Annotated in this window: 20 protein-coding genes and 1 pseudogene; 13 read left to right on the forward strand and 8 right to left on the reverse strand. The window is 71.8% G+C overall.

The annotated features are described in order from the left end of the window. The first annotated feature begins 158 nt into the window (after positions 1–158). Positions 159–1,502: an MFS transporter gene (locus ACFYXF_RS38110; RefSeq protein WP_389356558.1), complete on the forward strand. Its 1,344-nt coding sequence runs from the start codon at positions 159–161 to the stop codon at positions 1,500–1,502. 20 nt (positions 1,503–1,522) lie between these two features. Here the strand turns inward: ACFYXF_RS38110 and ACFYXF_RS38115 are convergent, their stop codons facing one another. After that, the gene (locus tag ACFYXF_RS38115) at positions 1,523–2,515 is read right to left on the reverse strand and encodes a M23 family metallopeptidase (RefSeq protein ID WP_389356700.1); all 993 of its coding nucleotides are present in this window, start codon (positions 2,513–2,515) and stop codon (positions 1,523–1,525) included. 213 nt (positions 2,516–2,728) lie between these two features. Continuing rightward, positions 2,729–4,387, reverse strand: coding sequence for a tetratricopeptide repeat protein (locus ACFYXF_RS38120; RefSeq protein WP_389356559.1), 1,659 nt, complete (start codon positions 4,385–4,387; stop codon positions 2,729–2,731). Positions 4,388–4,598: 211 nt separating this feature from the next. Between ACFYXF_RS38120 and ACFYXF_RS38125 the strand changes: the two genes are divergently transcribed. The 7 genes from ACFYXF_RS38125 (at position 4,599) to ACFYXF_RS38155 (ending at position 9,802) form a co-directional block, all read left to right on the forward strand. Continuing rightward, positions 4,599–5,411 (forward strand): SAM-dependent methyltransferase, encoded by an 813-nt coding sequence (locus ACFYXF_RS38125; RefSeq protein WP_389356560.1) that lies wholly within the window; start codon positions 4,599–4,601, stop codon positions 5,409–5,411. A 96-nt stretch (positions 5,412–5,507) separates the two neighbouring features. Continuing rightward, complete coding sequence (locus ACFYXF_RS38130) at positions 5,508–5,879, forward strand: DUF6479 family protein (protein WP_235472682.1); 372 nt, start codon at positions 5,508–5,510, stop codon at positions 5,877–5,879. Between the two features lie 225 nt (positions 5,880–6,104). After that, positions 6,105–6,296 carry a putative ATP-grasp-modified RiPP gene (gene tgmA / locus ACFYXF_RS38135; RefSeq protein WP_389356701.1) on the forward strand — a complete coding sequence of 64 codons (192 nt, stop codon included), beginning with the start codon at positions 6,105–6,107 and terminating at the stop codon, positions 6,294–6,296. Positions 6,297–6,312: 16 nt separating this feature from the next. After that, positions 6,313–7,305 (forward strand): ATP-grasp ribosomal peptide maturase, encoded by a 993-nt coding sequence (gene tgmB / locus ACFYXF_RS38140; RefSeq protein WP_389356561.1) that lies wholly within the window; start codon positions 6,313–6,315, stop codon positions 7,303–7,305. Positions 7,306–7,367: 62 nt separating this feature from the next. Then, a complete protein-coding gene (locus ACFYXF_RS38145; protein ID WP_389356562.1) occupies positions 7,368–8,330 on the forward strand; it encodes an LLM class F420-dependent oxidoreductase in 963 nt (320 codons plus the stop codon). An 86-nt stretch (positions 8,331–8,416) separates the two neighbouring features. Next, positions 8,417–8,542 (forward strand): hypothetical protein, encoded by a 126-nt coding sequence (locus tag ACFYXF_RS38150; protein WP_389356563.1) that lies wholly within the window; start codon positions 8,417–8,419, stop codon positions 8,540–8,542. 132 nt (positions 8,543–8,674) lie between these two features. Beyond that, positions 8,675–9,802 (forward strand): S1 family peptidase, encoded by a 1,128-nt coding sequence (locus ACFYXF_RS38155; RefSeq protein ID WP_389356702.1) that lies wholly within the window; start codon positions 8,675–8,677, stop codon positions 9,800–9,802. Positions 9,803–9,890: 88 nt separating this feature from the next. On the opposite strand, the pseudogene ACFYXF_RS38160 reads toward ACFYXF_RS38155, so the two are convergent. Both ACFYXF_RS38160 and ACFYXF_RS38165 read right to left on the reverse strand, forming a co-directional pair. Further along, positions 9,891–12,301 (reverse strand): annotated as a pseudogene (locus ACFYXF_RS38160) (GH92 family glycosyl hydrolase). A gap of 960 nt (positions 12,302–13,261) precedes the next feature. Beyond that, positions 13,262–14,131, reverse strand: coding sequence for a DUF2236 domain-containing protein (locus tag ACFYXF_RS38165; RefSeq protein ID WP_389356564.1), 870 nt, complete (start codon positions 14,129–14,131; stop codon positions 13,262–13,264). Positions 14,132–14,307: 176 nt separating this feature from the next. Between ACFYXF_RS38165 and ACFYXF_RS38170 the strand changes: the two genes are divergently transcribed. After that, positions 14,308–15,894, forward strand: coding sequence for a serine/threonine-protein kinase (locus tag ACFYXF_RS38170; RefSeq protein ID WP_389356565.1), 1,587 nt, complete (start codon positions 14,308–14,310; stop codon positions 15,892–15,894). Positions 15,895–15,978: 84 nt separating this feature from the next. Continuing rightward, a complete protein-coding gene (gene rpmF, locus ACFYXF_RS38175; protein WP_389356566.1) occupies positions 15,979–16,143 on the forward strand; it encodes a 50S ribosomal protein L32 in 165 nt (54 codons plus the stop codon). 9 nt (positions 16,144–16,152) lie between these two features. On the opposite strand, the gene ACFYXF_RS38180 is transcribed toward rpmF, so the two are convergent. Beyond that, the gene (locus tag ACFYXF_RS38180; RefSeq protein WP_389356567.1) at positions 16,153–16,872 is read right to left on the reverse strand and encodes a TIGR03943 family putative permease subunit; all 720 of its coding nucleotides are present in this window, start codon (positions 16,870–16,872) and stop codon (positions 16,153–16,155) included. Beyond that, on the reverse strand, positions 16,869–17,903 hold the full coding sequence (locus tag ACFYXF_RS38185; protein ID WP_389356568.1) for a permease: 1,035 nt from the start codon (positions 17,901–17,903) through the stop codon (positions 16,869–16,871). Before ACFYXF_RS38185 ends, ACFYXF_RS38180 begins: the two co-directional genes overlap by 4 nt. Before the next feature lie 120 nt (positions 17,904–18,023). Between ACFYXF_RS38185 and ACFYXF_RS38190 the strand changes: the two genes are divergently transcribed. From ACFYXF_RS38190 to ACFYXF_RS38200, 3 genes are all read left to right on the forward strand, one after another. Then, positions 18,024–18,437 (forward strand): molybdopterin-binding protein, encoded by a 414-nt coding sequence (locus tag ACFYXF_RS38190; protein WP_389356569.1) that lies wholly within the window; start codon positions 18,024–18,026, stop codon positions 18,435–18,437. A 62-nt stretch (positions 18,438–18,499) separates the two neighbouring features. Continuing rightward, the gene (locus ACFYXF_RS38195) at positions 18,500–19,618 is read left to right on the forward strand and encodes a serine hydrolase domain-containing protein (protein WP_389356570.1); all 1,119 of its coding nucleotides are present in this window, start codon (positions 18,500–18,502) and stop codon (positions 19,616–19,618) included. A gap of 17 nt (positions 19,619–19,635) precedes the next feature. Then, entirely contained in the window at positions 19,636–20,277 is a 642-nt protein-coding gene (locus ACFYXF_RS38200) for a nucleoside/nucleotide kinase family protein (protein ID WP_389356571.1), read from the forward strand. Positions 20,278–20,389: 112 nt separating this feature from the next. On the opposite strand, the gene ACFYXF_RS38205 is transcribed toward ACFYXF_RS38200, so the two are convergent. Together ACFYXF_RS38205 and ACFYXF_RS38210 are read right to left on the reverse strand one after the other, a co-directional pair. Next, positions 20,390–22,228 (reverse strand): hypothetical protein, encoded by a 1,839-nt coding sequence (locus ACFYXF_RS38205; RefSeq protein WP_389356572.1) that lies wholly within the window; start codon positions 22,226–22,228, stop codon positions 20,390–20,392. A gap of 35 nt (positions 22,229–22,263) precedes the next feature. Next, complete coding sequence (locus tag ACFYXF_RS38210; protein ID WP_389356573.1) at positions 22,264–23,973, reverse strand: hypothetical protein; 1,710 nt, start codon at positions 23,971–23,973, stop codon at positions 22,264–22,266. Positions 23,974–23,975: the final 2 nt, after the last annotated feature.

Below are 23,975 nucleotides of genomic sequence, written 5' to 3' on the forward strand. Positions count from 1 at the left end.
GGTCCGTCGAGAGCGACCGCTCACCGATTCCCGGATTCCCTCCTCTTCCCTCCCCTTCCATCCTCTTCCCTCCTCGCCCATATGTGCGTAGGTGCGCACCTGTAGATATAGTCGTGAAGGGTCTCGCCCGTTCCCCGCAACCGCCCAGGGACCGCCGCATGCTCTCGATCCTCCGCAACCGCACCTACCGCCACCTCTTCACCGCCCAGCTCGTCGCCCTGACCGGCACCGGCCTGGCGACGGTCGCCCTCGCCCTCCTCGCGTACGACCTCGCGGGCGCCGACGCCGGTTCGGTGCTGGGCACGGCACTCGCGGTCAAGATGGTGGCCTACGTCGTCATCGCCCCGGCCGTCGGCGCGGTCGCCGACCGGCTGCCGCGGCGCGCGCTGCTGGTGGGGTCGGATCTCACGCGGGCCGGGGTCGCGCTGCTGCTGCCGTTCGTGGACCAGGTCTGGCAGGTGTACGTCCTGATCTTCCTGTTGCAGGCCGCGTCGGCCGCGTTCACCCCGACCTTCCAGGCCGTCGTACCGGACGTACTGCCCGCCGAACGCGACTACACCCGGGCCCTGTCCCTGTCCCGGCTCGCCTACGACCTGGAGAGCCTGTTCAGCCCGGCCCTCGCCGCCGCGCTGCTGTCACTGATCACGTACAACTGGCTGTTCCTCGGCACAGTGGCCGGCTTCCTGGCCTCGGCCGCCCTGGTCACCTCCGCAGTCCTGCCCAAACGCGTCGTCGCCGCCACCGCCCCGCCCACCGGCGGCGTGTACGCCAGGGCGACCACCGGAATTCGGCTCTTCCTCGCCGTCCCCCAGCTGCGCGCCCTGCTCGCCCTCGACCTGGCGGTGGCCGCCGCGAGCGCCATGGTCACCGTCAACACGGTGGTGTACGTCCGTGACCTGCTCGGCCGGAGCGCCTCCGACGTACCTCTCGCGCTCGGCGCGTTCGGGGCGGGCTCGATGGTCGTGGCGCTGCTCCTGCCCCGGGTTCTCGAGCGAATACCGGACCGTACGGTGATGCTGCGGGGAGCGCTCCTGCTCACCGCCGTCTTCGTCGCGCTCGGCGCCATCACCTCGGCGGGCGACGGCAGTTGGCGCTGGCCCTCGCTGCTGACCGTCTGGGCCACGTTCGGTGCCGCCTGTTCGATGGTGCTCACTCCGACCGGGCGGCTGATCCGTCGGGCGGCGCCGGCCGAGGAGCGGACGTCCGCGTTCGCGGCCCAGTTCTCCCTGTCGCACAGTTGCTGGCTGCTCACGTATCCGCTGGCCGGCTGGCTCGGCGCGGTGGCGGGGCTCCGGTTCGCGGTGTTCGCTCTGGGTGCCGTCGCGCTCGGGGGCGCGCTGCTCGCCGTACGTCTGTGGCCTGCGAGGGAGCCCGCACCCGTCGAGCACGAGCACGCCGGTCTGCCCGCCGGGCACCCGCATCTGGCCGACGCGCGCCGGGTCGGCGGCGGCTGGCGGCACAGCCACCACCCGCTCCTCGACGGACTGCACGCCCACGGCTGACCGGACGGGTCAGGGACGGGTCAGTTCGCCGCCAGCCAGGGCTGCGGATCGGCGTAGTAGCCGTCGTAGATCACCTCGAAGTGCAGGTGGGGGCCGGTGGACAGGCCGGTGGAGCCGACCCGGCCGATCGTGGTGCCCGCGGACACCGTCTGTCCTGCGGTGACGTCGAACGCGGACAGATGGCTGTACGTCGTCTCCAGGCGCTTGCCCTCGATCGTGCCGTGGTCGATGACGACGCGGTTGCCGTACGCCTTGGTCATGGCCGCGAAGACCACCTGGCCCTGGCGGGCGGCGAAGACCTGCGCTCCCTGGGGCGCGCCGAAGTCCACGCCGGTGTGGAGTTTGGTCACGCCGGTGAGCGGGTGCTGACGTGATCCGAAGGGGGAGGTGATGACGAGGGTGCTCACGGGGGCGGCGAGGATCGCGTCCGCCGGTCCACCGCCGGTCACGGGTTCCCGGTCGAACGTCTCGTAGCGCGGGAGCAGTTCCTTGACCTCGGCGAGGTAGGTCCGGGCGCCGTCGGGCACGCGTCCCGCTTCGGTGACCTCGTCGATTCCCACGGCGTACGCGGCCAGGGTGAGGTCCACCAGTTCGCCGTTGACGGTGCCCTCGGTTCTGAGGTCCGTGATCTTCCGGGCGAGGGAGCAGTCCTGGCGGCCGAGGGCCATGATGGCGTCGGCCTCGTCACGCGGTGAGGCGGTGCCGTTGCCGTCGTCGTCCTTGCCCCAGGTCCGCCACTGGGCGGTGGTGAATCCGGCGATGCCCTGCTCGCCCGTGAGTTCGCCGGTGTCGTCGCGCCAGCCGGTGAGCTGGTCGATCTGGGCGGCGAGCACGGAGGGTGCGACGACGGTGCAGGCGGCGGCCTTGCGCAGCCACGGCCCGTAGGTCTCGTTGACGCCACCCGCGATGCCCTGCCGCGTGTCCGCGCCCGAGGACCCACCCCCGGGCAGACCACCCGTCAGGGCAAGAAATCCGGCGACGACAGCGAGGGTCACCAGACACGGCAACACCATCAGCGTGAAGAAACCCGGCCCACGCCGACGGGGGCCCTGCCGGGCGTTGTCGTCACTCACACACGGACGCTAGCCCGCCCTCCACGGAAGGTCACCGCCCGCAAAGGCAGACCAGAAGGCACCGACGAGGGCCCACAAGGGCACGCCTACAGGGGCGCGGGGAACTGCGCGACCAGCCCCCACCGCCCCGCAGACGACGAACGACCGAAGCCCCTAACAACAACCGACGTCCAAACGACAAAAGCACGACGCCCGGATCGGCACATCCGCCAAAGCAACCGCAATCTTCAACTGCTGAGCAACAATCCCCGCCTCCCCCACCCGCCCCAGCCGGACCAGACACTCATGAAACCCGTGCAACGCCCACACGTTGCCGGGATGCTGCACCGCACGCGGAAGCGTGTCATCGAGGCCGAGATCGGCCCGATAGACCGCCTCCGCCTCGGCGACCCGCCCCTGTTCGAGCAGCAACGCCCCGTACGCGTGCCGAGTCGGCTGCATCCACCCCCACGGCTCGTCGTACGGCAAGTTGTCGTCCAGCGAGATCGACCGCTCCAGCGAGGCGAACGCCGCGTCGAAGTCGCCCTTCCGGTACTCCAGTTCACCGTCGAGCATCGCCGACGCGACGGCCAGGACATCGGCGCAGGTGTTGTTGAACAGCATCCGGGTCTCCGGGACCCGGCCGACCGCCGCGCGGAACAGTTCGCGCTCCGCCTCGGCCTCCGTGATGCGGCCGGTGGCGGAGAGGGCGACCCCTCGGGCGTACCGGATCATCGCCGTCGTCACGCAGTACAGCGACGGGTCGGCGGGCAGCGGCAGTTCGAGGATGTCCGCCCAGCGGCCGAACCGGATCAGCACATGGACCCGCATGGCGAGGAAGCCCTCCAGCCAGTCGGCCATGGGCGGGCTCTCCACCCGAAGCAGCTCCTCCGGGATGGAGGCCTCCAGTTGTGCGGCGGCCTCCAGCGCGGTCCTGGACTGGCCCAGGAACATCGCGCCGTAGATCTTGAAGTGGTGGTTGTGCGACCGGTAGAGGGTGTAGAAGTTCATCGCGCCCGACCGGGCACGGAACTTCTCGTCGGCGACGATCGCCGTGCTGTTGTCCGCGACCACGCGCCGGTAGTCGCCGCAGAGCACGTCCAGGTGGGTGGGCATGTGCTGGAGGTGGCCGGCGTCGGGGACCAGGCCGCGCAGCCGGTCGGCGGCGGGCAGGGCGGTCTCCGGGGTGGTGGACATCTCCATCAGGTGGATGTAGAGGTGCAGGAGGCCCGGGTGGTGTGAGCCGGCGTCGGTCGCGATCGCCCGCTCCAGGACGGCCTTGGCGGCGAGGGTGCGCGAGCCTTCGGCGGGCTCGCCGGTGCGTACGTCCCACAGCTGCCAGGGGGTGAGGTTCATCAGCGCGTCGGCGTACAGGGTGGCCACGTCGAGGTCGTCGGGGGCGAGTTCGTACGCCGTGCGCATGCTGTCCGCGTACGGCTCGTTCCACACCGAGCAGTCCTCGACGGCCTCCGCCTGCGGGTAGCGGGCCCGCAGGGCGCCGATCAGAGCCTGTTCGACAGGTGTGGCACCGGTCGCCTTGCGCTGCGCGAGTTCTACGGCGGCGTGGGTGCGGGCGACGGTCGCCGCGAGGTCCTCGCCGTCGAAGAACTCCCACGGCTTGTTGTAGTTCGGGCCGAGGGCGTACGCGATGCCCCAGTGGGCCATGGCGCAGTCGGGGTCGGCAGCGGCGGCGGCCTCGAAACAGGCGACGGCCTCCTCGTGGTGGAAGCCGTACGTCCACACCAGGCCCCGGTCGAACCACTTCTGGGCCTCGGCGGACGACGTCGTCACGGTCCGCCCGTGGGTACCGAGGTCGTAGTCGTAGTGATCCATCCGTGTTCTCTCCCGGTCTCCCGCTCCGCTGGGGCCTGTCCGGCGAGACTAGAGGCCGCCCGCGGCCTGCGGCAGCACCCCTTCCCGCTGCCTCCCGCCCTGGCCCCGGAGAGCCCGGTCATAAGATCACCCTCGTAGGCGCGAACGATGTTGACGGCCGGGTGCGGGTCAACGTCCGTGCGGGGTGCGGGAAGTGACGAAAGGAAACGGCGTGAGCGAGCAGGGCAGCACGTCAGAGGGACGCGGCCGGCTGGACACCTCGGTGGCCCACAACGCGAGGGTGTGGAACTACTGGATCGGCGGCAAGGACAACTACGTCGTCGACCAGGCGGTCGGGGACCACATCGACGCCATGTTCCCGCTGATCCGCAGCGTGGCCCGCGCGGACCGCGCCTTCCTCGGGCGAGCCGTGCGCTTCCTGGTCACCGAGCGGGGAGTACGGCAGTTCCTGGACATCGGGACGGGGCTGCCCACGGTGGACAACACCCATGAGATCGCCCAGCGCATCGCGCCCGAGTCGCGGATCGTGTACGTCGACAACGACCCGATCGTGCTCGCGCACGCCCGGACGCTGCTGACCGGCACCGGCGAGGGGGCCACGGACTACATCGACGCGGACGTCCACCACCCCGACGCCATCGTCGCCCGCGCCGCGGAGACCCTCGACTTCGACCGGCCCGTGGCCGTCATGATGCTCGGCATCCTGAACTTCGTGCTCGACACCGGCCAGGCGCAGGACATCGTGCGCAAGGTCATGGCGTCGGTGCCCTCGGGCAGCTATCTGGTGCTGACGCACCCGACGACCGACTCGGAGCTCGGCGGTGAGGGAAATATCGAGGCGATGAAGTTCTGGAACGAGAACGCCACCCCGCCGATCACCGCACGTCCCCGTGGAGAGGTCGCCGCTTTCTTCGACGGCCTGGATCTTCTCGACCCGGGGCTCGTCTCCTGCGCTCAGTGGCGTACGGAGAGCGACTCCGCCGCTACTCTTCCGCAATTCGGTGCGGTCGCCCTGAAGCCTTGACCGCCCCCGACCGCACAAAGAACGAACAAGAGCCGGACAGCGATTTCTCAGGGTCATTTCAGACGCGTATTCATATGCGTCGGCGATAATTGAGACATGAGTACGGCAACGTCTGAACTACTGGCCGCGTCGAGCGATCTACTCAACGTAACGGCCGCATTTATCGCGGGCCTGTTCATCGCTGGTGCACTGATCTGGGCCTTCTGGTTCGGCATGCGGGTCCGGGACCGGGAATCCGCCCGGCCCCGCCCCGACGAACAACCCACACTCCCGCCCTCCGGTCCCGTCCACGAGGTCCGCGAGATGAGGGAGCCCGACGAAATGCCGCGCGCGGCGGCCGAGCGGGAACGGCTCATGCCGTACGAACTCCACCCCGCGTCGACGAAACGACGCAAGGACCAGCAGCGGGGGCGCTGGGACCCCGGTTCCAGCGGCTCCTTCGGCAGTGGCGGTCTGGGACGCCACTGATCCCCCTCCGTTCCCTCTGATCCTGCCGCGCCTCGGCCCCGCGACCTGCGGAGCGTGGTGCGCGGACTACGGAGAGCTGTCCGGACGCGGTTGTACACAAGATGAGGCAACCATTCACTCGTTCGATTCGTATAACTCCTTGGAGGCGGGGCACGGGGGACGGGACGGTAATCCCGGAGTGTCAGCGTCCACTTGACCGACGTCGTCGCCGATCGAGGAGAAGCGATGCAGCTGTTCGTTCTGAACTACGCGCGCCCAGCTGAGCAGTTGGAGGTGAGCACTCCGTACAGCTATGACTGCGCACTGCAGTTGAACGTGCTTCCGGGCGGGCGGATAGCGGCTCATGACCAGGCTGTGATGCGTGAATTCGGGGCCACTACGTCGACCGCCGGTTCCAAGACACACTTCGACGACTGAACATGGATCTGACTCGATGACGGTCCTGGTTCTGACGTCCGAACAGGATGTGACGGCGGATCTCGTGGTGGCCCGGCTGAACAGCACGGGTATTCCCGTGGTCCGGCTCGATCCCGCCGATCTGCCCGGCGATGTCGCCCTGTCCGGCGAGTATGTGCACGGCGCTTTTCGCGGGCATCTGTCCGTCGGCGGGCGGCTGGTCAGCATGGGCGGGCTGCGGTCCGTGTGGGTGCGCAGGCCGGGGGTTCCGGGGGCGCGGGCCAGCGAGCCGTCCGGCTGGCTCACCGAGGAGGCCTCGCAGGCCTTCTACGGCATGCTCCGGGGTACCGGCGCGCGCTGGATGAACCATCCCGACGCGGCTCGCCGGGCCCGCCACAAGCCCTGGCAGCTGCATCTCGCCCAGCGCAGCCGACTTCCGGTGCCGGCGACGCTGATCACCACGTTCCCGCAGGCCGCCCGTGATTTCGCACAGCGGTTTCCCGACCTGGTCGTCAAGCCGGTCTCCGGGTCGCATCCGCAGGAGCCGCCCAGGGTGGTGCCGACGAGCAGGGTGGCACCGGATGTCGACTTCACCGCCGTGGCCTTCGGGCCGACCCTGCTGCAACGCCGGGTCGACAAGCGGGCCGACATCCGTCTGACGGCGGTCGGCGACCGGATCCTCGCCGCACGCAAGGCGGTCGCGCCGGACGCCCACCCGGACGACGTCGACGTCCGCTTCGCGCCCTCGGACGAGCCCTGGCGGCCGGTCGAGGTGTCGCCGCGCATCACCGAGGCCGTGCAGCGGTATCTGGGAGAGGCCGAACTCGCCTACGGGGCCTTCGACTTCGCCGAGGACGCCGACGGCATCTGGTGGTTCCTCGAATGCAACCAGTCGGGCCAGTTCGGCTTCGTCGAGATGGACACCGGGCAGCCGATCGCCCACTCCGTCGCCGACTGGCTGGCCGGTGAAGGGCCCGACAGACAGCCCCGTCCGAATGGCCCGCAGGGGTCCGTGCGTACGGCTCCCTGAAACGGGCCGTCGCTCTCCGAAAGGGCCGTCGCCCTCAACACGTCACCCCCTACCGTGAGTTCATGGACTTCAGCGTGGTCGCCGCGGCGCGTGAGGACGGCGGTCCGGTCGACGAGCCGGTGCGGGTCGGGGTGGTCGCCGACCGGCTCGGGTACCGCGAGGTGTGGGCCGGTGAGGGGCCGACGTGGGACGCGTTCGTCCTCGCCACGGCCATCGGCCTCGCGACCGGGCGCGTCGCCCTGACGGCCGGTCCCGTACCCGTCTCCGTACGCGATCCGCTGACGATCGCGCGGGGCGCGGCCTCCGTCGCCGCTGTCGTGGGGCGCCCGGTCGGGGTCGCGCTGGGGACCTCCAGCAGGCGGGTCGTCGAAGGCGTGCACGGAGTGCCCCGAGTCCGGCCTGCGGCGGCGCTCGCGCACAGCGCGGAGGCGGTACGGAGTCTCCTGCACGGGGAGCCGGGCGAGCCGCTCGTGCCCGGGAGCGTCTTCCTGCGGCGACATCGGCCGCCCGGGGGCCCGCTCACGGTGGCGGCGTTCGGCGACCGGGCGATCTCCGTGGCGGCCGCGCACGCCGACCGGATGGTTCTCGACGTCGTCTCCCCCGAGCAAGTGCGTGAGCTGCGGGGCAAGTTGGACGCGGCGTCGAAGCGGGCGGGCCGCGTCTCGCCACCCCGACTGGCGGCCTGGCTGCCGGTCGCCGTCGACCCCGGGCCCGAGTCGCTCGACCAGGTCCTGCGGAGTGTCGTCGGCTATCTGGCCGTACCGGGCTACAGCGAAGCGTTCGCCACGGCCGGCTTCGGAACGGCGGTGGAACTCGCGCGTTCCGGTGCCCCGACGGACGCGCTGCTCGCCGCATTGCCGCCTCAGGCCGCGGGCACGGTCGCACTGGTGGGCGACATCGACGCCGTACGCGCCCGGACCGACGCCTATGCCGACGCCGGGCTGGACGAGATCGCCCTGGTGCCGGCCACCGTCGGTGATCCGGCGGGCGAGCGGACGCTCACGGCTCTGGCGGGCCTCGTCTGATCGCTCGTCAGCCGTGCCGCCCGGGTGACACCACCCCGGCGCATTGGTTCGGAACGGCGGTGGGGCCCGCGCGTTCCCGTACTCCCGTGGACGCGCTGCTCGCCGCGTCGCCACCTCAGGCCTCGGGCACGGTCACGCCGTTGGGCGACATCGACGCCGTGGACATCACCGTGGCGCACATTGGTATGGACCTGCCAATGGTCAGCCGCTAGGCTCTGCCGAGCCACACGTGTGAGAGCGCTCTCAGAGTACCGCCGTTCCACCCCACCTTGCTGGAACAACGAAGGGCAACTCCCTTGAGACGCAGGACGATCACGCGCGCCTCCCTGGCCGCGACACTGCTCATGCTCGGCACCTTCGCCACAACGGGCGTCATGCCCGCCGCCGCCGACTCCTCCCCCACCGCCAGGACGACAACAACCACCGAGGCACCGGCCTCCGCCGGGCTTCTCGCCGCCATGCAGCGCGACTTCGGGCTGACGAAGCCGCAGGCCGAGGCGCGCCTCGCCGCCGAGAAGACGGCGACGGCCGCCGAGCCGAAGGCCCGCCGGGCCGCCGGTGCCTCCTACGGCGGCTCCTGGTTCGACGCCGACAGCGGCCGGCTGTCCGTCGCCGTCACCTCGGACGCCTCCCCCGCCACCCTCAGCGCCGTCCGGGCCACCGGCGCGACCGTCCGCACGGCAGCACACAGCGCCCGCCAGCTCGACGCCACGCGGGCCCGCCTCGACAAGCTGGACGCGCCCGACGGAGTCAGCGGCTGGCACGTCGACCCGAAGGGCGGCGCGGTCGTCGTGACCGTCGTCGCCGGCCGACAGGGCGACAACGATGTCGAGCGGTTCCTCGACCGCGCCCGTGCCGCGGGTCCCGTCACGGTCGAGAAGACCGCCTCCGCCCCGAGCACCTTCGCCGCCGGAACCGTCGGCGGCGACCCGTACTACACGGGCAACGTCCGCTGTTCCATAGGGTTTTCGGTGTACGGCGGATTCGTGACCGCCGGACACTGCGGCAGCACCGGCGCCGGGGTCAGCGGCTGGGACCGGTCCTACATCGGCAACTTCCAGGGCTCCTCGTTCCCCGGCGACGACTACGCCTGGGTCAACGTGGGCAGCGGCTGGTGGACCGTCCCGGTCGTGCTCGGCTGGGGCACGATCCCCGATCGGCTCGTGCGCGGCTCGGCCGTGGCACCTGTCGGCACCTCCATCTGCCGGTCGGGGTCGACCACGCACTGGCACTGCGGGACGGTGCAGGGCCTCAACGAGACCGTCAACTACAGCCAGGGCGCGGTCTATCAGATGACCAAGACGAGCGTCTGCGCCGAACCGGGCGACTCCGGCGGCTCGTTCATCAGCGGCGACCAGGCGCAGGGCGTCACCTCCGGCGGCTGGGGCAACTGCACCAGCGGGGGCCAGACCTGGTTCCAGCCCATCAACGAGATCCTCAGCCGGTACGGCTTGACCCTGCACACAGCCTGAACATGCCTCTCCTGAAACGGTGTTGGTGAACTCCCCCGTTGGCGGCACGCGGAGCGTACGCGTGCCGCCAACGGGCTTGTCCGGTCGGTCAGTTCGGCAGGTCCGCCGGGTCGGTCGCCCAGCCGGTGTCCGGCTGCTCGGCGAGACCGAAGGAGAGCGTGCCGCCCCGCAGGGTCAGACCGGGGCCGACCCAAGACCTGGGTTCAGTACGGCCGTTGAGGCGCACGGCATCGACGTACGCATGCGTGCTGTCGGCCTCGGGCGCGCTGATCCTGATGTCGGTGCGGCCCGGGCGGTCCAGCACGGCGGAGGTGAAGACCGGGGCACCCAGGAGCAGGTTCGCGCTGCCCGGGGTCTGCGGGTACAGCCCCAGGCCGACATGGTGCCGAGGTCGTCGTTGCCGGGCAGACCCGAGGGCCCGGTGCCGTACACGGTGTTCAGGATCTGGCGTACGGTCGCCTGGGTCTTCGAGGGCTGTCCCAGGGCGTTGTAGAGCCAAGGGGCGTGGATTCCGGGCTCGTTGGTGGGGTCGTAGCGCAGCGCGTCGCCGCCCCGGACGGACCAGGAGCCGTCCGCGTTGTGGAAGAAGCCGTCGAGACGGGCGGCGGCCTGTTCGCGGCCGCCCATCGCGGCGGCCAGGCCCTGGACGTCCTGGGGCACCATCCAGGTGTAGGTGGCACTCGTGCCCTGGGCGAAGCCGCGGTCGCTGCCGGGGCTGAAGGGGGTCACCCAGGAGCCGTCGAGGTTGCGGGCCTGGATGTAGCCGCCGGTGGCAGTCGCGTTCGGGTTGAAGACGTTGCGCCAGTAGGCGCCGCGTTCGGCGAGGGCGGCGGCCTCGGTGTCCCGGCCGAGCAGCTTGGCCCACCGGGCGAGCGCGTCGTCGGCGACGGCGTCCTCCAGGGTCTCGGCGGCGCCGCCCCAGCAGTGGCACACGTCCTGGGCGGCGTAGTGCGAGGTCAAGTACTGGGCCAGGTTGGGGCGTTGGCCGACGCACTGGCCCGGGCAGCCGGCGTCCAGGAGGCCGTCGGGATGGGGGACGGTGGCCTGCCTCAGGAGCGAGTCGAAGGCGCCCTCGTAGTCGAAGTTGCGTACCCCCATGGCGTAGAAGGTGGCGAGGGTCGCGGCCGACGGGTCGCCGGTCATGACGTGGGTGGCGCCGCTGATGTGCACCCAGCGGTCCCAGACTCCGCCGTTCTGGCGGGCGAAGTTGTAGAGCGACTGGGCGAAGTCGCCCGCGACCGTGGGTTTCAGCAGGGCGAGCAGCTGTATCTGCGCCCGGTACTGGTCCCAGCCGGAGAAGTTGCTGTACTGGGCCCGCTGTCCGCGCGCCAGCCGGTGCACGGCGCCGTCCATGCCGTAGTAGCGGCCGTCGGTGTCGCTGATCAGGTTCGGCTGCATGAGGGCGTGGTAGAGCGCGGTGTAGAAGGCCGTACGGCGGGCCGGCTCACCGCCCTCGACGCGTACGGTGTCCAGCTCCCGGTCCCAGGCCCGCGCGCCGGTCTCGGCCACGTCGGCGACGGTCGCGCGCGGCGGGATCTCCCGGCGGAGGTTGGTCTCGGCGCCCGCCTGGCTGACGTACGAGATGCCGATCCGCATCCGGACATCGTTGTCGGAGGATGTGTCGAAGCCGACCCAGCCGCCGGAACCGCGTCCCGCGCGGTCGGCGCCGGTCGCGTACCCCTCGCCTCCGGAGTCGGTGATCGAGCCGGGTGAGAGTGTGCTGTCGTGCCAGGTGCCGGTGGTGGCGAAGGCGCGGTCGAAGGAGGCGCTGAAGTAGAGCTTGTAGTAGCTCTTGCGGTTGTTGACGCCGCCGTTGGCGCGCCGCCCGCAGAAGGCGCCGGTGAGCACCCAGCCGGTCACCTTGCGGTGGGCGGCGTCGATGTCGATGTGCGCGTTCTCGCTGCCGTTGAGGGAGTTGGAGACGCGGAAGAGGAGGTTCGCGGGCTTGTCGCTCGGGAAGGTGAAGTCGGCGACCCCGGCGCGCCTGCTCACCGCGAGGTCGGCTTTCGCGCCCGACTTCAGACCGAGCGTGTAGCGCCCGGGCACGGCCTTCTCGTCGGCGTGCGAGAAGTCGGCGGCGTAGACGGCGTCCCTGGTGTCCGCCGACGGCGAGGAGGTGACGTCCCCGACGAACGGCATGATCGGTACGTCCCCCGCGGCGCCCGGGTTGCAGCCGGCGCCGTTGACATGGGTGAGGCTCAGACCGCGGATGCGGGTGACGCCGTACTGGTAGCCGTTGGCCGCGCCCGTGCTGGTCTGGTCGCCCGTCGTACTGGTCGGGGACCAGGCGATCATGCCGTACGGGAGGGTGGCGCCGGGGTAGGTGTTGCCGCCGTTCGCGGAGCCGATCAGGGGGTCCACGAGCGAGGACGGTCGCTCTGCAGCCGCCTGGACGGCGGTGGCCGGGGCGGGAACCGCCAGCGCGAGGGCGGTGGTTGTGAGGGCGGCGGCAAGTCTGTGTACCAACCGTCTTGCGTTGCGCGTCCGTTGAGGGCGCATAAGCGCGATCGCCTTTCGGATAGGGGCATGTGGGCATGGGGATGCGAATGAGGGTGGCGCCTGAGGTTAGGAGGTCGCGCGGAGGGTGGGAAGTGACGTCGGCGACGGGGTGGTGAAGGGGAGGTGAACGGTGGGGCGGGCGTGGGGAGTTGGGGCCACGGGGTGTTGACGCCCGGGGCCCGTCGAACCTCGGGCCTCGGAGGCCGGAAGCTCAGGGCCGGAGCCCGAGGCCGGGGGCCGGGGACCGGAGCCCGAGACCGGGGCCCGGGGACCCGAGGCCGGGGCCCGGAGACCCGAGGCCGGGGCCCGGAGACCCGAGGCCGGGGCCCGTCGAGCCTCGGCACCCGGGGCCGGAGCCCGGAGCCGGGGCCAGGGGCCGGAGGCCGGGGCCGGAGGCCGGGGCCGGAGGCCGGGGCCGGAGGCCGGGGCCGGAGGCCGGGGCCGGAGGCCGGGGCCGGAGCCCGGGGCCGGAGCCCGGAGCCGGGGCCAGGGGCCGGGGCCAGGGGCCGGAGCCGGGGCCAGGGGCCGGAGGCCGGGGCCGGAGGCCGGGGCCGGAGCCGGGGGCCGGAGCCGGGGGCCGGAGGCCGGGGCCGGAGGCCGGGGCCGGAGCCGGGGGCCGGAGCCGGGGGCCGGAGGCCGGGGCCGGAGGCCGGGGCCGGAGCCGGGGCCGGAGGCCGGGGCCGGAGGCCGGGGCCGGAGGCCGGGGCCGGAGGCCGGGGCCGGAGCCGGGGCCGGAGGCCGGGGCCGGAGCCGGGGCCGGAGGCCGGGGCCGGAGGCCGGGGCCGGAGGCCGGGGCCGGAGGCCGGGGCCGGAGGCCGGGGCCGGAGGCCGGGGCCGGAGGCCGGGGCCGGGAGCCGGGACCGGAGCCGGGAACCGGTAACCGGGACCGGAGGCTGAGGCCAGGGGCTCAGAAACCGGTGGCCGGGGGCCGGGGGCTCGTTAAGTTTCGGGTCTCGGGGTTCAGGGTTCGAGTTTCCTGAGTTGTGCGTTGGTGTGGCGGGTTCGGCGGAGGCGGTCCGGGAGGGGGGTGCGGTAGTCGGGGAGTAGGCGCTGGGCGCGGAACGTGGTCTTCAGGAAGGCGCGGACCAGACGCTCGCGGCGGGGGCTGAGCCAGCCGATGTCGTGGAGGTGGCAGACGCGCTCGCCTGCCAGGTAGCGGGTCAGGTCCCGGCCGAACGGGCGTAAGGGGGACGGGAACCAGCGCTCGGCGAAGAAGTCCATCATCGCGGTCGCCACCCGGTGACCGGCCTCCGTCCGCTCGTACGGCCGGGCGTCGAACTTCGCGGCGAACTCGGTCATCGCGCTCCAGTCCTCGGGGAACGCCTCGTCGGCCAAGGGACCGGACTCGCGTTCCAGGAGGCCGAAGAGGGTCTGCGCCCAGTGGTGCCACGCCGTCTTCATGTTCTCGCTCGTGCCGGGCAGGCCCAGTGAGGTCTGCAGCCGGTCGCCGAACGTGGCCAGCAGGACCAGGGGGTAGACGAAGTCGTCGATGTCGTCGAAGTTGCCGGGGAGGTGCGGGGTCCGGCGGGCGACGGCCAGGTGGATGCGGTTCAGGCGTTCGGCGGCCTTGCGGCCCGCCTCGCTGGACGGGCCGTCCACCATCCAGGCCGTCAGGAAGTCGTTGCCGTCCTGGAAGCGCCGACGCGGCCGCGTCTCCAGCTTCGCGGTGTGGGCCAGGGTCGCGGAGCCCATGCTCGGCTGCATCATGCGCATGGTGCCCGGATAGATCATCATCGCCAGGGCGAACTCCGGGACACGGTGGCCGATGTAGAGCGAGATCATGCGCTCCCAGTCGGTCTCCGGGTCCATTCGGGCAAGCTCACGGTCCACCCATCTGTACCTTCGGTGCAACGCCGCTGCCCTCCCCGTACAGAACGGCACATGCCGTCAAATTCCTTACATGACAAGGTAGTTGACCGGCCACGGACCACGATGCGCTCCGCTATGCTCGGCCCCCTTCGAACGAACGACGACCGGCCGACAGAACAGGAAACGTGAGAGCGCACGTGACTTCCGGAGATGGCGATCACCCATCGGCGACACGTTCGGACCGGGGCCCGGGACACGGCTCGGGACATGGTTCGGGGCGGCTGATCGCCGGACGGTATCTGCTCCACGACATCCTCGGCAGGGGCGGCATGGGCACGGTCTGGCGCGCCCACGACCAACTGCTCGACCGGCCGGTCGCCGCCAAGGAACTGCACATCCTCACCCACGGCGACGAGGAGCACCGCATCCGGGTGCGCCGCGCCATCCGTGAGGCGCGCGCGGTCGCCCGCGTGCCGCATCCCCATGTGGTCGGCGTCCATGACCTGGTCGAGGCCGAGGACCGGCTGTGGATCGTCATGGAACTCGTCAACGGGCCCTCACTGGCCCACCGGACCGCCGAGACCGGCCCCCTCACACCGCGGCACACGGCCGCCCTGGGCCTCCAGCTGCTCGACGCGCTGGAGGCCGTGCACAACGCCGGCACCCTGCACCGTGACGTCAAGCCCGCCAACGTCCTGCTGCGCCCGGACGGCAGCGCGGTCCTCACCGACTTCGGCATCGCGGCCCTGGACGACGGCGAGTTCCTCACGACCACCGGCGAGCTGATCGGCTCCCTGGAGTTCATGGCGCCCGAGCGGGTGACGGGTGCGGAGGCCGGTCCGGCGTCCGACCTGTGGTCCCTGGGCGCGACCCTCGCCACGGTCTGCGGCGGGCAGTCCCCGTTCCGCAGACCGGCGGCGCCCGCGACGCTGCACGCGGTGGCGTACGAGGAACCCGTTCTGACGGTGCGGCTCGGCCCGCTGCGCCCGGTCGTCGAGGCGCTGCTGCGCAAGGCCCCGGCGGAGCGCCCCTCGGCAGCCGTCGTACGTTCCGCGTTGCAGCGGGTCGCGGCCGGGGAGACGTCGGAGATGTCCGCCGAGCCGCTGCCCCCGGCGACCGTGCGGGTACGTCGGCCCGAGCATCCGACGGCCGACGCGGACACGGTGACCAGCGGGCACGGGCGGCCCGTCCCGGCCGGACAGACCGTACCGACGGCGCGGCACACCACATCGCTCAAGCCCCGGCAGCACCGGCCGTCCCGCTCGACGGGGCCGAAACGGCTGCTGTGGGCACTGGCCGGGACAGCCGTACTGGCGACGGGCGTCGTGGGCGGTCTCTTCCTCACCGGGACGCTGCCGTTGAAGGAGGGCCCGAAGACGACGACCGTCAGTCAGGTCGTGCAGTCGGCGACCGGCTGGCAGCCGGTGACCGGAGCGGCCGTTCGGCGCGGAGACCAGGTCACCGTGCGGTTCGTCTCGGGTGCATGGACGGTCGACCACCGGAACATCCCCATGACCGGGCCGGCCGGCTACGACGCGGACACCGACGCGTCGCTGGACGGTGCGAAGGACTGCAAGGTCGAGCCCTCGGCACCGTTCGGCACCCTGCTGGCCGTCCTCACGGGCACCAAGGACTTCCCCGTCCACTCCGTCGGACGGAAGCTGACCTTCCGGGCGACCGGGAACGGCACCCTGCAACTGGGCATCAACGACTCCGCCGGGGCCTGCTCCGAGGACAACCGGGGCACGCTGACCGTGCAGGTGAGTGTCACGCACCAGCCTTGACGGACCGGTCCTCGACACCGACATTGTTAATGGGATCCATTTTCATGTAGCGTCCTTCTCGCTTGCCAACCGAGGAGGATTCCCATGGCCGTTCCCAAGCGGAAGATGTCCCGCAGCAACACCCGGCACCGTCGCGCCCAGTGGAAGGCGGCCCCGACCCAGCTGGTGCCGGTCACCGTCGACGGGGTCGCGCACATGGTGCCGCAGCGCCTGGTCAAGGCGTACGAGCGCGGGCTGATCCAGCCCTGACCGGGCGCCTCAGCCGTTCCAGCTCTCGTCGTACGGGTCGCGCGGCGTCGGGACCGGCTTCGCCTCGGTGATGTCGAAGAACGGGATGATGCCGTTGTTCACCGGGTCCTTGGTCCGCCTGTCGGTGTAGGTGCCGGTGAGTTCGAGCCAGGTGTCCGGTTGCAGGACCGGGGGGATCTTGCCGGTCAGGCCGACCTTGACCGGCTGGGCGTCGGCCGCGCAGCAGTTCAGGGCCATCCGAACCAGGTACGGGGTACCCTTGCCGTCGAGCGCGACGAACCCGCTGATCGCGATCCGCCGGTCCCCCAGCGAACGCCCGTGGCCGTAGGCCGCGCGGCCCGCGTAGTCGACGAGGCTCAGGCGTACGGGATCACCGGAGGGCAGCGGCGCGTAGGCGAGCGGCGCCTGGAGGGCCGTACCCGTGCGCAGGGCACTGTAGGAGCCCAGGGCGGGCGGGGCGACCAGGATCAGCGCGAGCAGGGGCAGGACCAGGAGCCAGGAGACGCGCGGTTCCCGGTGGACGTGAACCTCCTTGTCGTGGCCCGCCTTCGAACGTTTCCGCTCGTACCAGACCGTCGCCAGCGCGGCCACGATCAGGACCACTCCGGCGCCGACGACCAGGGGCTGAAGCCCTGTCTTGACGTAGCGCAGATAGAGGTCGGTGGTGCCGGCGTGCAGCATCGCTCCGCCGACCAGGAACAGGACGACCGCCTGTGCCTGCCGGTTCACAGGAGCACCGCCCCGACGAGCACCGACGACGCCACGGCCATGACGAAGGTGGCCGGCGCGAAGCGGAGGGCGAAACCGCGGCCGAAGGTCGCCGTCTGCATGGCGAACAGCTTGAGGTCGATCATCGGGCCGACCACCAGGAACGCCAACCGGGCCGTGAGCGAGAACTGCGTCAGCGACGCGGCGACGAACGCGTCCGCCTCCGAGCAGATCGACAGCAGCACCGCGAGGACGGCGAGCGCGAGGACCGACACCACGGGGTTGTCGGCCGCGAGGCTCAGCCAGTGCGCCGGGACGACGGCCTTCAAGGTGGCCGCGGCCATCGCGCCGACGACCAGGAAGCCGCCCGCGTGCATCAGGTCGTGCCGTACGGAACTCCAGAACGCGGCGCCCTTGCCGAGGCCCTCGTCCGAGGGATGGGCCGGCGGGCGCAGCCAGTCGGCGCGGCCGAGCCGCTGCCAGAGCCAGCCCATCGCGCACGCCACCAGCAGACTCGCCACGAACCGGGCGACGACCATCTCCGGCCGGCCGGGGAACGCGACGGCGGTCGCGGTCAGCACGATCGGGTTGATCGCCGGGGCGGAGAGCAGGAACGCCAGCGCCGCCGCCGGGGCGACACCCCGCCGCACCAGCGCCCCCGCCACCGGCACGGACGCGCACTCGCACCCGGGCAGCACCGCCCCGGCCATCCCCGCGACCGGCACCGCGAGGGCGGGCCGGCTGGGCAGGGCGCGGGCGAAGAACGACGGCGGTACGAACACCGCGAGCATCGCCGACAGCAGCACCCCGAGGACGAGGAAGGGCAGTGCCTGAACGACGACGGCGACGAACACGGTCATCCAGCTCTGCATCACCGGCGTGGACACCGCCCCGCGGATCGGCCCCTGCAGGGCGACCATCAGGATCAGCAGCATGGTCAGGACGAGCGGCGAGCTGAACTGCCAGCCCTGCTGCTCGCCGCCCGGATCCCCCTCCGGCGCCTCCGTGTCGCGGTGGTCGGCCCCGGGCGGGGCCGCTTTGGTGATGCTCACGGGCGAGGTACCTCCGGGCGTGGCCGTGCTGTGGGCGTGCGTTCCCTACCAGTTCAGTACGCCCCGACGGGCACTGTTGCTCATTTTGCGAGACAGAGGAACGAGCTTAGGTTGGCGCGTATGCAGTCCTACACCATTGGTCAGGCCGCCCGTCTGCTGGGCGTGAGCCCCGACACCGCGAGGCGGTGGGCGGACGCGGGGCGGGTGAAGACCCACCGTGACGAGGGCGGGCGGCGGATGATCGACGGACGGGATCTGGCCGCGTTCTCGACCGAGTTGGCGAGCGCGAACGCCGGTGCGGGCGGTGGCTCCGGCGAGGAGGAACCGTCGTACACCTCGGCCCGTAACGCCTTCCCCGGCATCGTCACGGCCGTGAAACTCGGCGATGTGGCGGCCCAGGTCGAGATCCAGGCGGGCCCGCACCGGCTGGTGTCGCTGCTGACCCGGGAGGCCGTGGAGGAACTCGGCCTCGAAGTCGGCGTGGAGGCCACGGCCCGCGTGAAGTCGACGAACGTACATATCGACCGCACCTGATCCGGGGCACGCGTCGCGATAATTCGGTGGCCGTGTCCACCGGGCCTGGTTACGGTCGCGGCATGGTGGAGACTTCCGGCACGTGCACCGACCAGTTCGCCTCCGTGCGCGAGGCGCTGGCCGCCTCGCTCGACGACAAGGACGTGGGCGCGTCCGTCGCCGTGTACCTCGACGGCGAGCCGGTGGTCGACCTGTGGGGCGGCCACCTCGACGAGGCCCGTACCGTCCCGTGGGAGCGCGACACGCTCACCAACACCTGGTCCACGACCAAGACGATGACGGCACTGTGCGCCCTGGTCCTCGCCGACCGGGGCGAACTCGACCTGGACGCGCCGGTCGCCCGCTACTGGCCGGAGTTCGCCGCGAACGGCAAGGACGACGTCCTGGTACGGCATCTGCTGGGCCATACGGCGGGCCTGCCCACCTGGGACGAGCCGATGACGCTCGACGACCTCTACGACTGGCCGACCGCCACCTCCCGGCTCGCCGCCCAGGCCCCCGCCTGGAAGCCCGGCGCCGAGGGCGGCTACCACGCCGTCACCTACGGCCACCTGGTCGGCGAGGTGATCCGCCGGGTCACCGGCCGCACCCCGGGTGTGTTCTTCGCCGAGGAGATCGCCGGGCCGCTGGGCGCCGACTTCCACATCGGACTGGCCGCCGAGCACGACCACCGGGTCGCGCCCGTGATCGCGCCGCCCGAGCGGGTGCTCGACCCGAACGCGGCTCTGCCCCGCGACCGCCCCGGCAACCCGCGCCTCCCGCCCGCCACCGGCAACACGGAGGCCTGGCGGCGCGCCGAGATCCCCGCCGCGAACGGCCACGGCAACGCCCGCTCGGTCGCCGCCGTCCAGTCGGTCCTGTCCTGCGGCGGCACCGCACGAGGCGTACGGCTGCTGTCGGAGGCGGGCTGCGAACGCGCCCTGGAGGAACAGTTCCGCGGCACGGACTCGACGCTGGGCGTGCCCATGCGCTGGGGCATGGGGTACGGCCTGCACAGCGGCCAACTCCCCAACCCCCGCACGTGTTTCTGGGGTGGCTGGGGCGGCTCGCTGGTCCTGGTCGACATGGACGCGCGCCTGACCGTGGCGTACGTCATGAACCGGATGCTCGACCCGGAAGGCCTCGGTGACGAACGCGCTTTCCTGATCCTGGCGGCGGCCTACGAAGGGCTGTCCGTGTAGGTGAGAGACTCGGCCGAGTGGAACGACCTCCCTCCTCCCCCACGTTCGACGAACTCCTCGGCCGGGCCCGGGCGCTGGTCAGGGACGACCGGCGTGCCGTGCTCGGTATCGCCGGGAGCCCCGGCGCGGGCAAGACGACGTTCGCCGAGCGGCTCGTCGGCGCGCTGAACGGAGACGGCACGCCCTGGGTCGCCCATGTGCCGATGGACGGATTCCATCTCGCCGACGTCGAGTTGGACCGGCTGGGACTGCGGGACCGCAAGGGCGCGCCGGACACCTTCGACTCGGCGGGGTACGCGGCGCTGCTGCAACGGCTGCGCACCGGGGGCGAGGACGGCATCGTCTACGCGCCGGGCTTCGAACGGGTCCTGGAGCAGCCGATCGCCGGAGCGATCCCGGTCCGGCCGACCGCCCGCCTGATCGTGACGGAGGGCAACTACCTACTCCTGTGGCCCCGGGTCCGCTCGCAACTGGACGAGGTGTGGTTCTGCGAGCTGGACGAGCAGGAACGCCTGCGCCGCCTCATCGCCCGACACGAGGAGTTCGGCAAGACCCACGAGGAGGCGGCGGCGTGGGTCCTGCGCTCGGACCAGCCCAACGCGGAACTGGTAACGGCAACCCTTGACCATGCGGACCTGGTCGTCCAGACGGGCGGGTAGAGGCAACCCTTCCCGAGCGGACCTGGCCGTACAGACAGACGGGACTGCACCCACCTAGGGGCGCGGGGAACTGCGCGACCAGCCCCCACCGGCCGACAGCCGAAAGTCTCCCTCAGCAGCCCGAAACCGTCAGCTCCGGCTCACCGCGGGCATCGCCCACCGCCTCACCGATCACTGCCGAGAACGCCTCCGTACGCACCCGCAGACCTTCCGGCGTGGTCTCGAAAACAGGCGCGAACTCGGCGGCCCCGTCTCCGTACCGCACCGCGAACACGCCCAGCCCCTCCGGCGCGCCGGGCGCAGGCTCGGCCTCCAGCGCCGTGGAGCTGACCAGGTGCCGCCACCCCTCGTCGGGGTTCCCGTACCCGCGCGGGTCGGCCGCGAGGGCGAACGCCGCCTGCTCCTGGGTCACCTCGGCGCGGGCGTCGAAGTGCTCCACGCCATCCGCCCCAGGGTGCGTCAGACGCAGGGTGCCCGCAGAGGCCACGGCACCGGCTTCCGCCGTACGGCGGACCCGGTCCCCGTCGTCCGTGGCGTACGGCAGTCCGGCGAGCAGATACGGCGTGCCGTCGAGGTGTTCGACGGCGACCGTGACCCACAGGGCCGTGCCGTCCGTGACGTACAGGGACCGCACATGACGCAGGACGTGGTCGCGGCCGACGACCGGCTTGGTGACCAGCTTGGCCGCGAGGCCGTCGGTGCGGACGTCCCGTACCCGGACCTCGCCCATCGGGCGGCAGAGCAGGAAGCCGTCCACGACCGGGCCGAAGCCGTGCTGGCGGTTGACCGCCGCCGGAAGATAGTACGTGCCCGCCGCCTCCACCAGGGACGGCGTCATCTTGCTGTCGAAGGCCACCGAGACGCTGCCCGCGCGGAGTTGGTGGCGCAGCGGTTCGGTGGAGGGGGTGCGATGCCAGGGGGTGGTGTCCTGGATCTGCCAGACCAGCATCCACGCGAAGTGGCCGTCGATGCCGCCGTCCGGCTTGGTCGCGTGGCGGGCCCAGCGGCTGTCGCCCCGGTAGCGGCCGAGGTCGGCGCCGATGCGGTGGCCGAAGTAGCGCAGGCCGAGGACCGATTCGAAGGCGGAGTGCTGTTCGCTGTAGCGGGGGCCGCCGTTGTCGTAGCCGCCGTTCGTCAGGCGGGCGTCGATGTAGTGGGCCAGTGCCTCACCGTCCTCCGCGAAGATCTCCTCGCCGCTGATCCGGTGGGCCTGGGCGAGGAAGGAGAGGGAGATCGGGCCGTAGTTGTTGTCGTAGGCGCCGCCGTGCTCGGGGGGCAGGGCCGCGCCCCGGTCGCTCACCCGGTGGGCGCGGATCTTGTCGACGTACAGCGAGATCGCGCGCGACCTGACCGACCGCCCTTCCTCGGAAGGGAGATGGGGAGCCAGCATCAAACCGCCCACCACACAGCCGATCGCCTGGTTGCCCGCCTCCTGCGGGTTGAAGAAGGTCGCCTCGGTCAGCCAGCGCCAGTAGCCGCGCGCCAACTCGACCAGTTCCGCGCGCTGTTCGTCGGCGACGAGTCCCTCGGCCGCGTCCAGGATGTTGACCGCCTGGAGCAGCGCCCACACCGTGCTCGGCCAGTCGCCGATGGGGTGCGCGCCGGTCTCCAGTACGTAACGGGCGTACGGGAGACCGGAGTTGCGGGTCCTCAGGTTGGGGTAGCCGGGGTTGTCCTCGGTGTAGACGCGCTCGCGGAGATGGAAGGCGAGGCTGCGGGCCACCGCCTCCGGCAGGCGCGGGTCCTTGCCGCGCTGCCAGGCCAGGGCCAGCAGCGAGGTGACGCCGAGGGAGGTGTCGCCGATGTCGTCGGTGGCGGCGGGGTGTTCGAGGTTGCCGTCGCGGGTGAGGCGAGTGAGCGCCTCACCCACGACGGCGGTCAGGACGGCGTCGTAGTCCGCCGGAGTCGCCGGCAGATCGTGCAACGCCCCTCGCTGGTGCGGGAGATGCAATGCCCTCAGCCCTTCATGCCTGGGGTGGCCATGGTCTAACCCTGCCGACCGGCGCGCAGTGCGACGGTCACAGTGTGCGGGCCGAGTCCGCCGATGTAGACACGGTTCCCGGCCGTCGCGTCGGTGCCGCCGACCACGGTGTAGTCCTGCCCCGGGTCGTAGCGCAGTACGTCGCTCCGGTCCGGCCCGGCGAGCGGTTCGCCTGCCTGGAGGTCGGCCTCGACGCGGATCTCGTCGTCGCCGACCCGGTAGGTCATCGGCCCGCCCGTCAGGCACCAGCGTCCGTCGCCGATCGGTACGGCGCCCTCCGGCTCCCCGCCCGGCCGGAAGGTCAGTTCGAGGGCCCAGGGCACCGGTGGTCCGCTGATGTCGATCCGCAGGTCGGCGCCGTCCTCCCGCAGATCCACCTCGACGCGGGTCGTGTGGGAGACCTCGTCCTGGGGCCGGCCCGGGAAGGCCATCGAGGCGGAGAAGCGTCCGTCGTCCACCAGCCGGTAGGCGCCGTCGTCCCGCCTCTCGCCCTTCGGGAGTGGCTGGTAGTAGGCGGCCGTGAGGGTCTGGGTGAGCCGGTAGCTGTTGTCGGCGGGCTGTTCCATGTCGGCGGCGCGGAACGGGCCCAGGTCGAAGAAGCCGCGCGAGAGACGGACCGCGTCGAGGACGGCGGCGCCGGCGAACAGGCGCAGGAAGGTGGGGTTGCAGGCGAGGCCCGAGCGGACGCGCCGGTGCTCGGGCACGTCGGAGCCGCCGTACACCACCGTGTGGGCGGTGGCCGAGGCGCGGGCGGCGAGGCGTGCGGTGGTGAGGTACCGGTCGCGCGGAAGTGTCTCCTCGGCCGGGTCCGGCAGGGCCTGGCACAGGTCCGGGGTGAGGAGGGTCTCGGCGAGCAGGTCGGGGTCGTCGATGCCGTCGGCGGCCGCCAGCCTGGCCACCCGGGCGAAGTCGCCCCGGCCGGTGCGGATCGCGAGCAGCCGGTAGTGCGGCAGGTAGGGCGCCAGCGGGAAGGGGTGCTTCTGGTCCTGGCGTCGCGAGTGGACGGTCTCCACCGTGCCGTCCGGCCTGATCAGGTCCAGGGTGGTGACGAGGTTGCGCTCGACGGCGTACAGCAGGTCGGCGCGGCCGAGCACCTCGGCCAGCAGGAGCAGCGACGGGTTGGAGACGTGGGCCGCGTAGTTGGCACTGCGTTCCGAGTACAGGCCGTCGGCGTCGATGTCGATGCCCTCGGAGAGCCACTCCTCGACGCGGTCGAGGAGGCGGTCGTCGGGGAACGAGCGGTGCAGCCGGGCCAGTGCCGCCGACAGCTCCCAGCGGTGGTTCGGGGTGTGCACCCCGCCGGTGAGGAGACTGCCGGTGGCGGCGTCGGCGATCTCGGCGAGCGCGGCCGTGACGTCGCGCAGTTCCGGGCCTCCGCCGGCGGCGAGAACGTGCGCGTCGCACACGTCGTTGACGGTGAAGCCGGAGTCCGGCGGCGACTGCACGTTGTCGCCGCCGGCGAAGAGACCGGTGCTCGTCTGCGTGGCCCGCAGGGCGCGGAGGTGGGTCGTCGCGGCGGCGACGGCCTGGCCGCTGTCGTGCAGTGCCGAGTCCGGGGACCGGTACGCCGCGACCAGGGTCTTCACCCGCCGCGCCAGACCACGGTGCGGCACACCGGTGGGTTCCTCGTCGGGGCGGGCCGCCAGCGGGGCGGCCAGCCGGTCGGCGGCGCGGGCCGCCGCGCGGACGAACTCGTGGTCGAGCGGGGTGGGCAAGG

The organism is Streptomyces sp. NPDC002680 (assembly GCF_042889145.1).
Taxonomy (GTDB): domain Bacteria; phylum Actinomycetota; class Actinomycetes; order Streptomycetales; family Streptomycetaceae; genus Streptomyces; species Streptomyces adonidis.

What these genes read in the sequence shown, in the direction of transcription:
- ACFYXF_RS38195 (WP_389356570.1), top strand. Translation starts at nt 18,500, where the DNA reads ATGGTGGAGACTTCCGGCACGTGCACCGACCAGTTCGCCTCCGTGCGC.
- ACFYXF_RS38110 (WP_389356558.1), top strand. Translation starts at nt 159, where the DNA reads ATGCTCTCGATCCTCCGCAACCGCACCTACCGCCACCTCTTCACCGCC.
- tgmB (WP_389356561.1), top strand. Translation starts at nt 6,313, where the DNA reads ATGACGGTCCTGGTTCTGACGTCCGAACAGGATGTGACGGCGGATCTC.
- ACFYXF_RS38115 (WP_389356700.1), bottom strand. Translation starts at nt 2,515, where the DNA reads ATGGTGTTGCCGTGTCTGGTGACCCTCGCTGTCGTCGCCGGATTTCTT.
- ACFYXF_RS38130 (WP_235472682.1), top strand. Translation starts at nt 5,508, where the DNA reads ATGAGTACGGCAACGTCTGAACTACTGGCCGCGTCGAGCGATCTACTC.
- ACFYXF_RS38120 (WP_389356559.1), bottom strand. Translation starts at nt 4,387, where the DNA reads ATGGATCACTACGACTACGACCTCGGTACCCACGGGCGGACCGTGACG.
- ACFYXF_RS38190 (WP_389356569.1), top strand. Translation starts at nt 18,024, where the DNA reads ATGCAGTCCTACACCATTGGTCAGGCCGCCCGTCTGCTGGGCGTGAGC.
- ACFYXF_RS38155 (WP_389356702.1), top strand. Translation starts at nt 8,675, where the DNA reads ATGCTCGGCACCTTCGCCACAACGGGCGTCATGCCCGCCGCCGCCGAC.
- rpmF (WP_389356566.1), top strand. Translation starts at nt 15,979, where the DNA reads ATGGCCGTTCCCAAGCGGAAGATGTCCCGCAGCAACACCCGGCACCGT.
- ACFYXF_RS38145 (WP_389356562.1), top strand. Translation starts at nt 7,368, where the DNA reads ATGGACTTCAGCGTGGTCGCCGCGGCGCGTGAGGACGGCGGTCCGGTC.
- tgmA (WP_389356701.1), top strand. Translation starts at nt 6,105, where the DNA reads ATGCAGCTGTTCGTTCTGAACTACGCGCGCCCAGCTGAGCAGTTGGAG.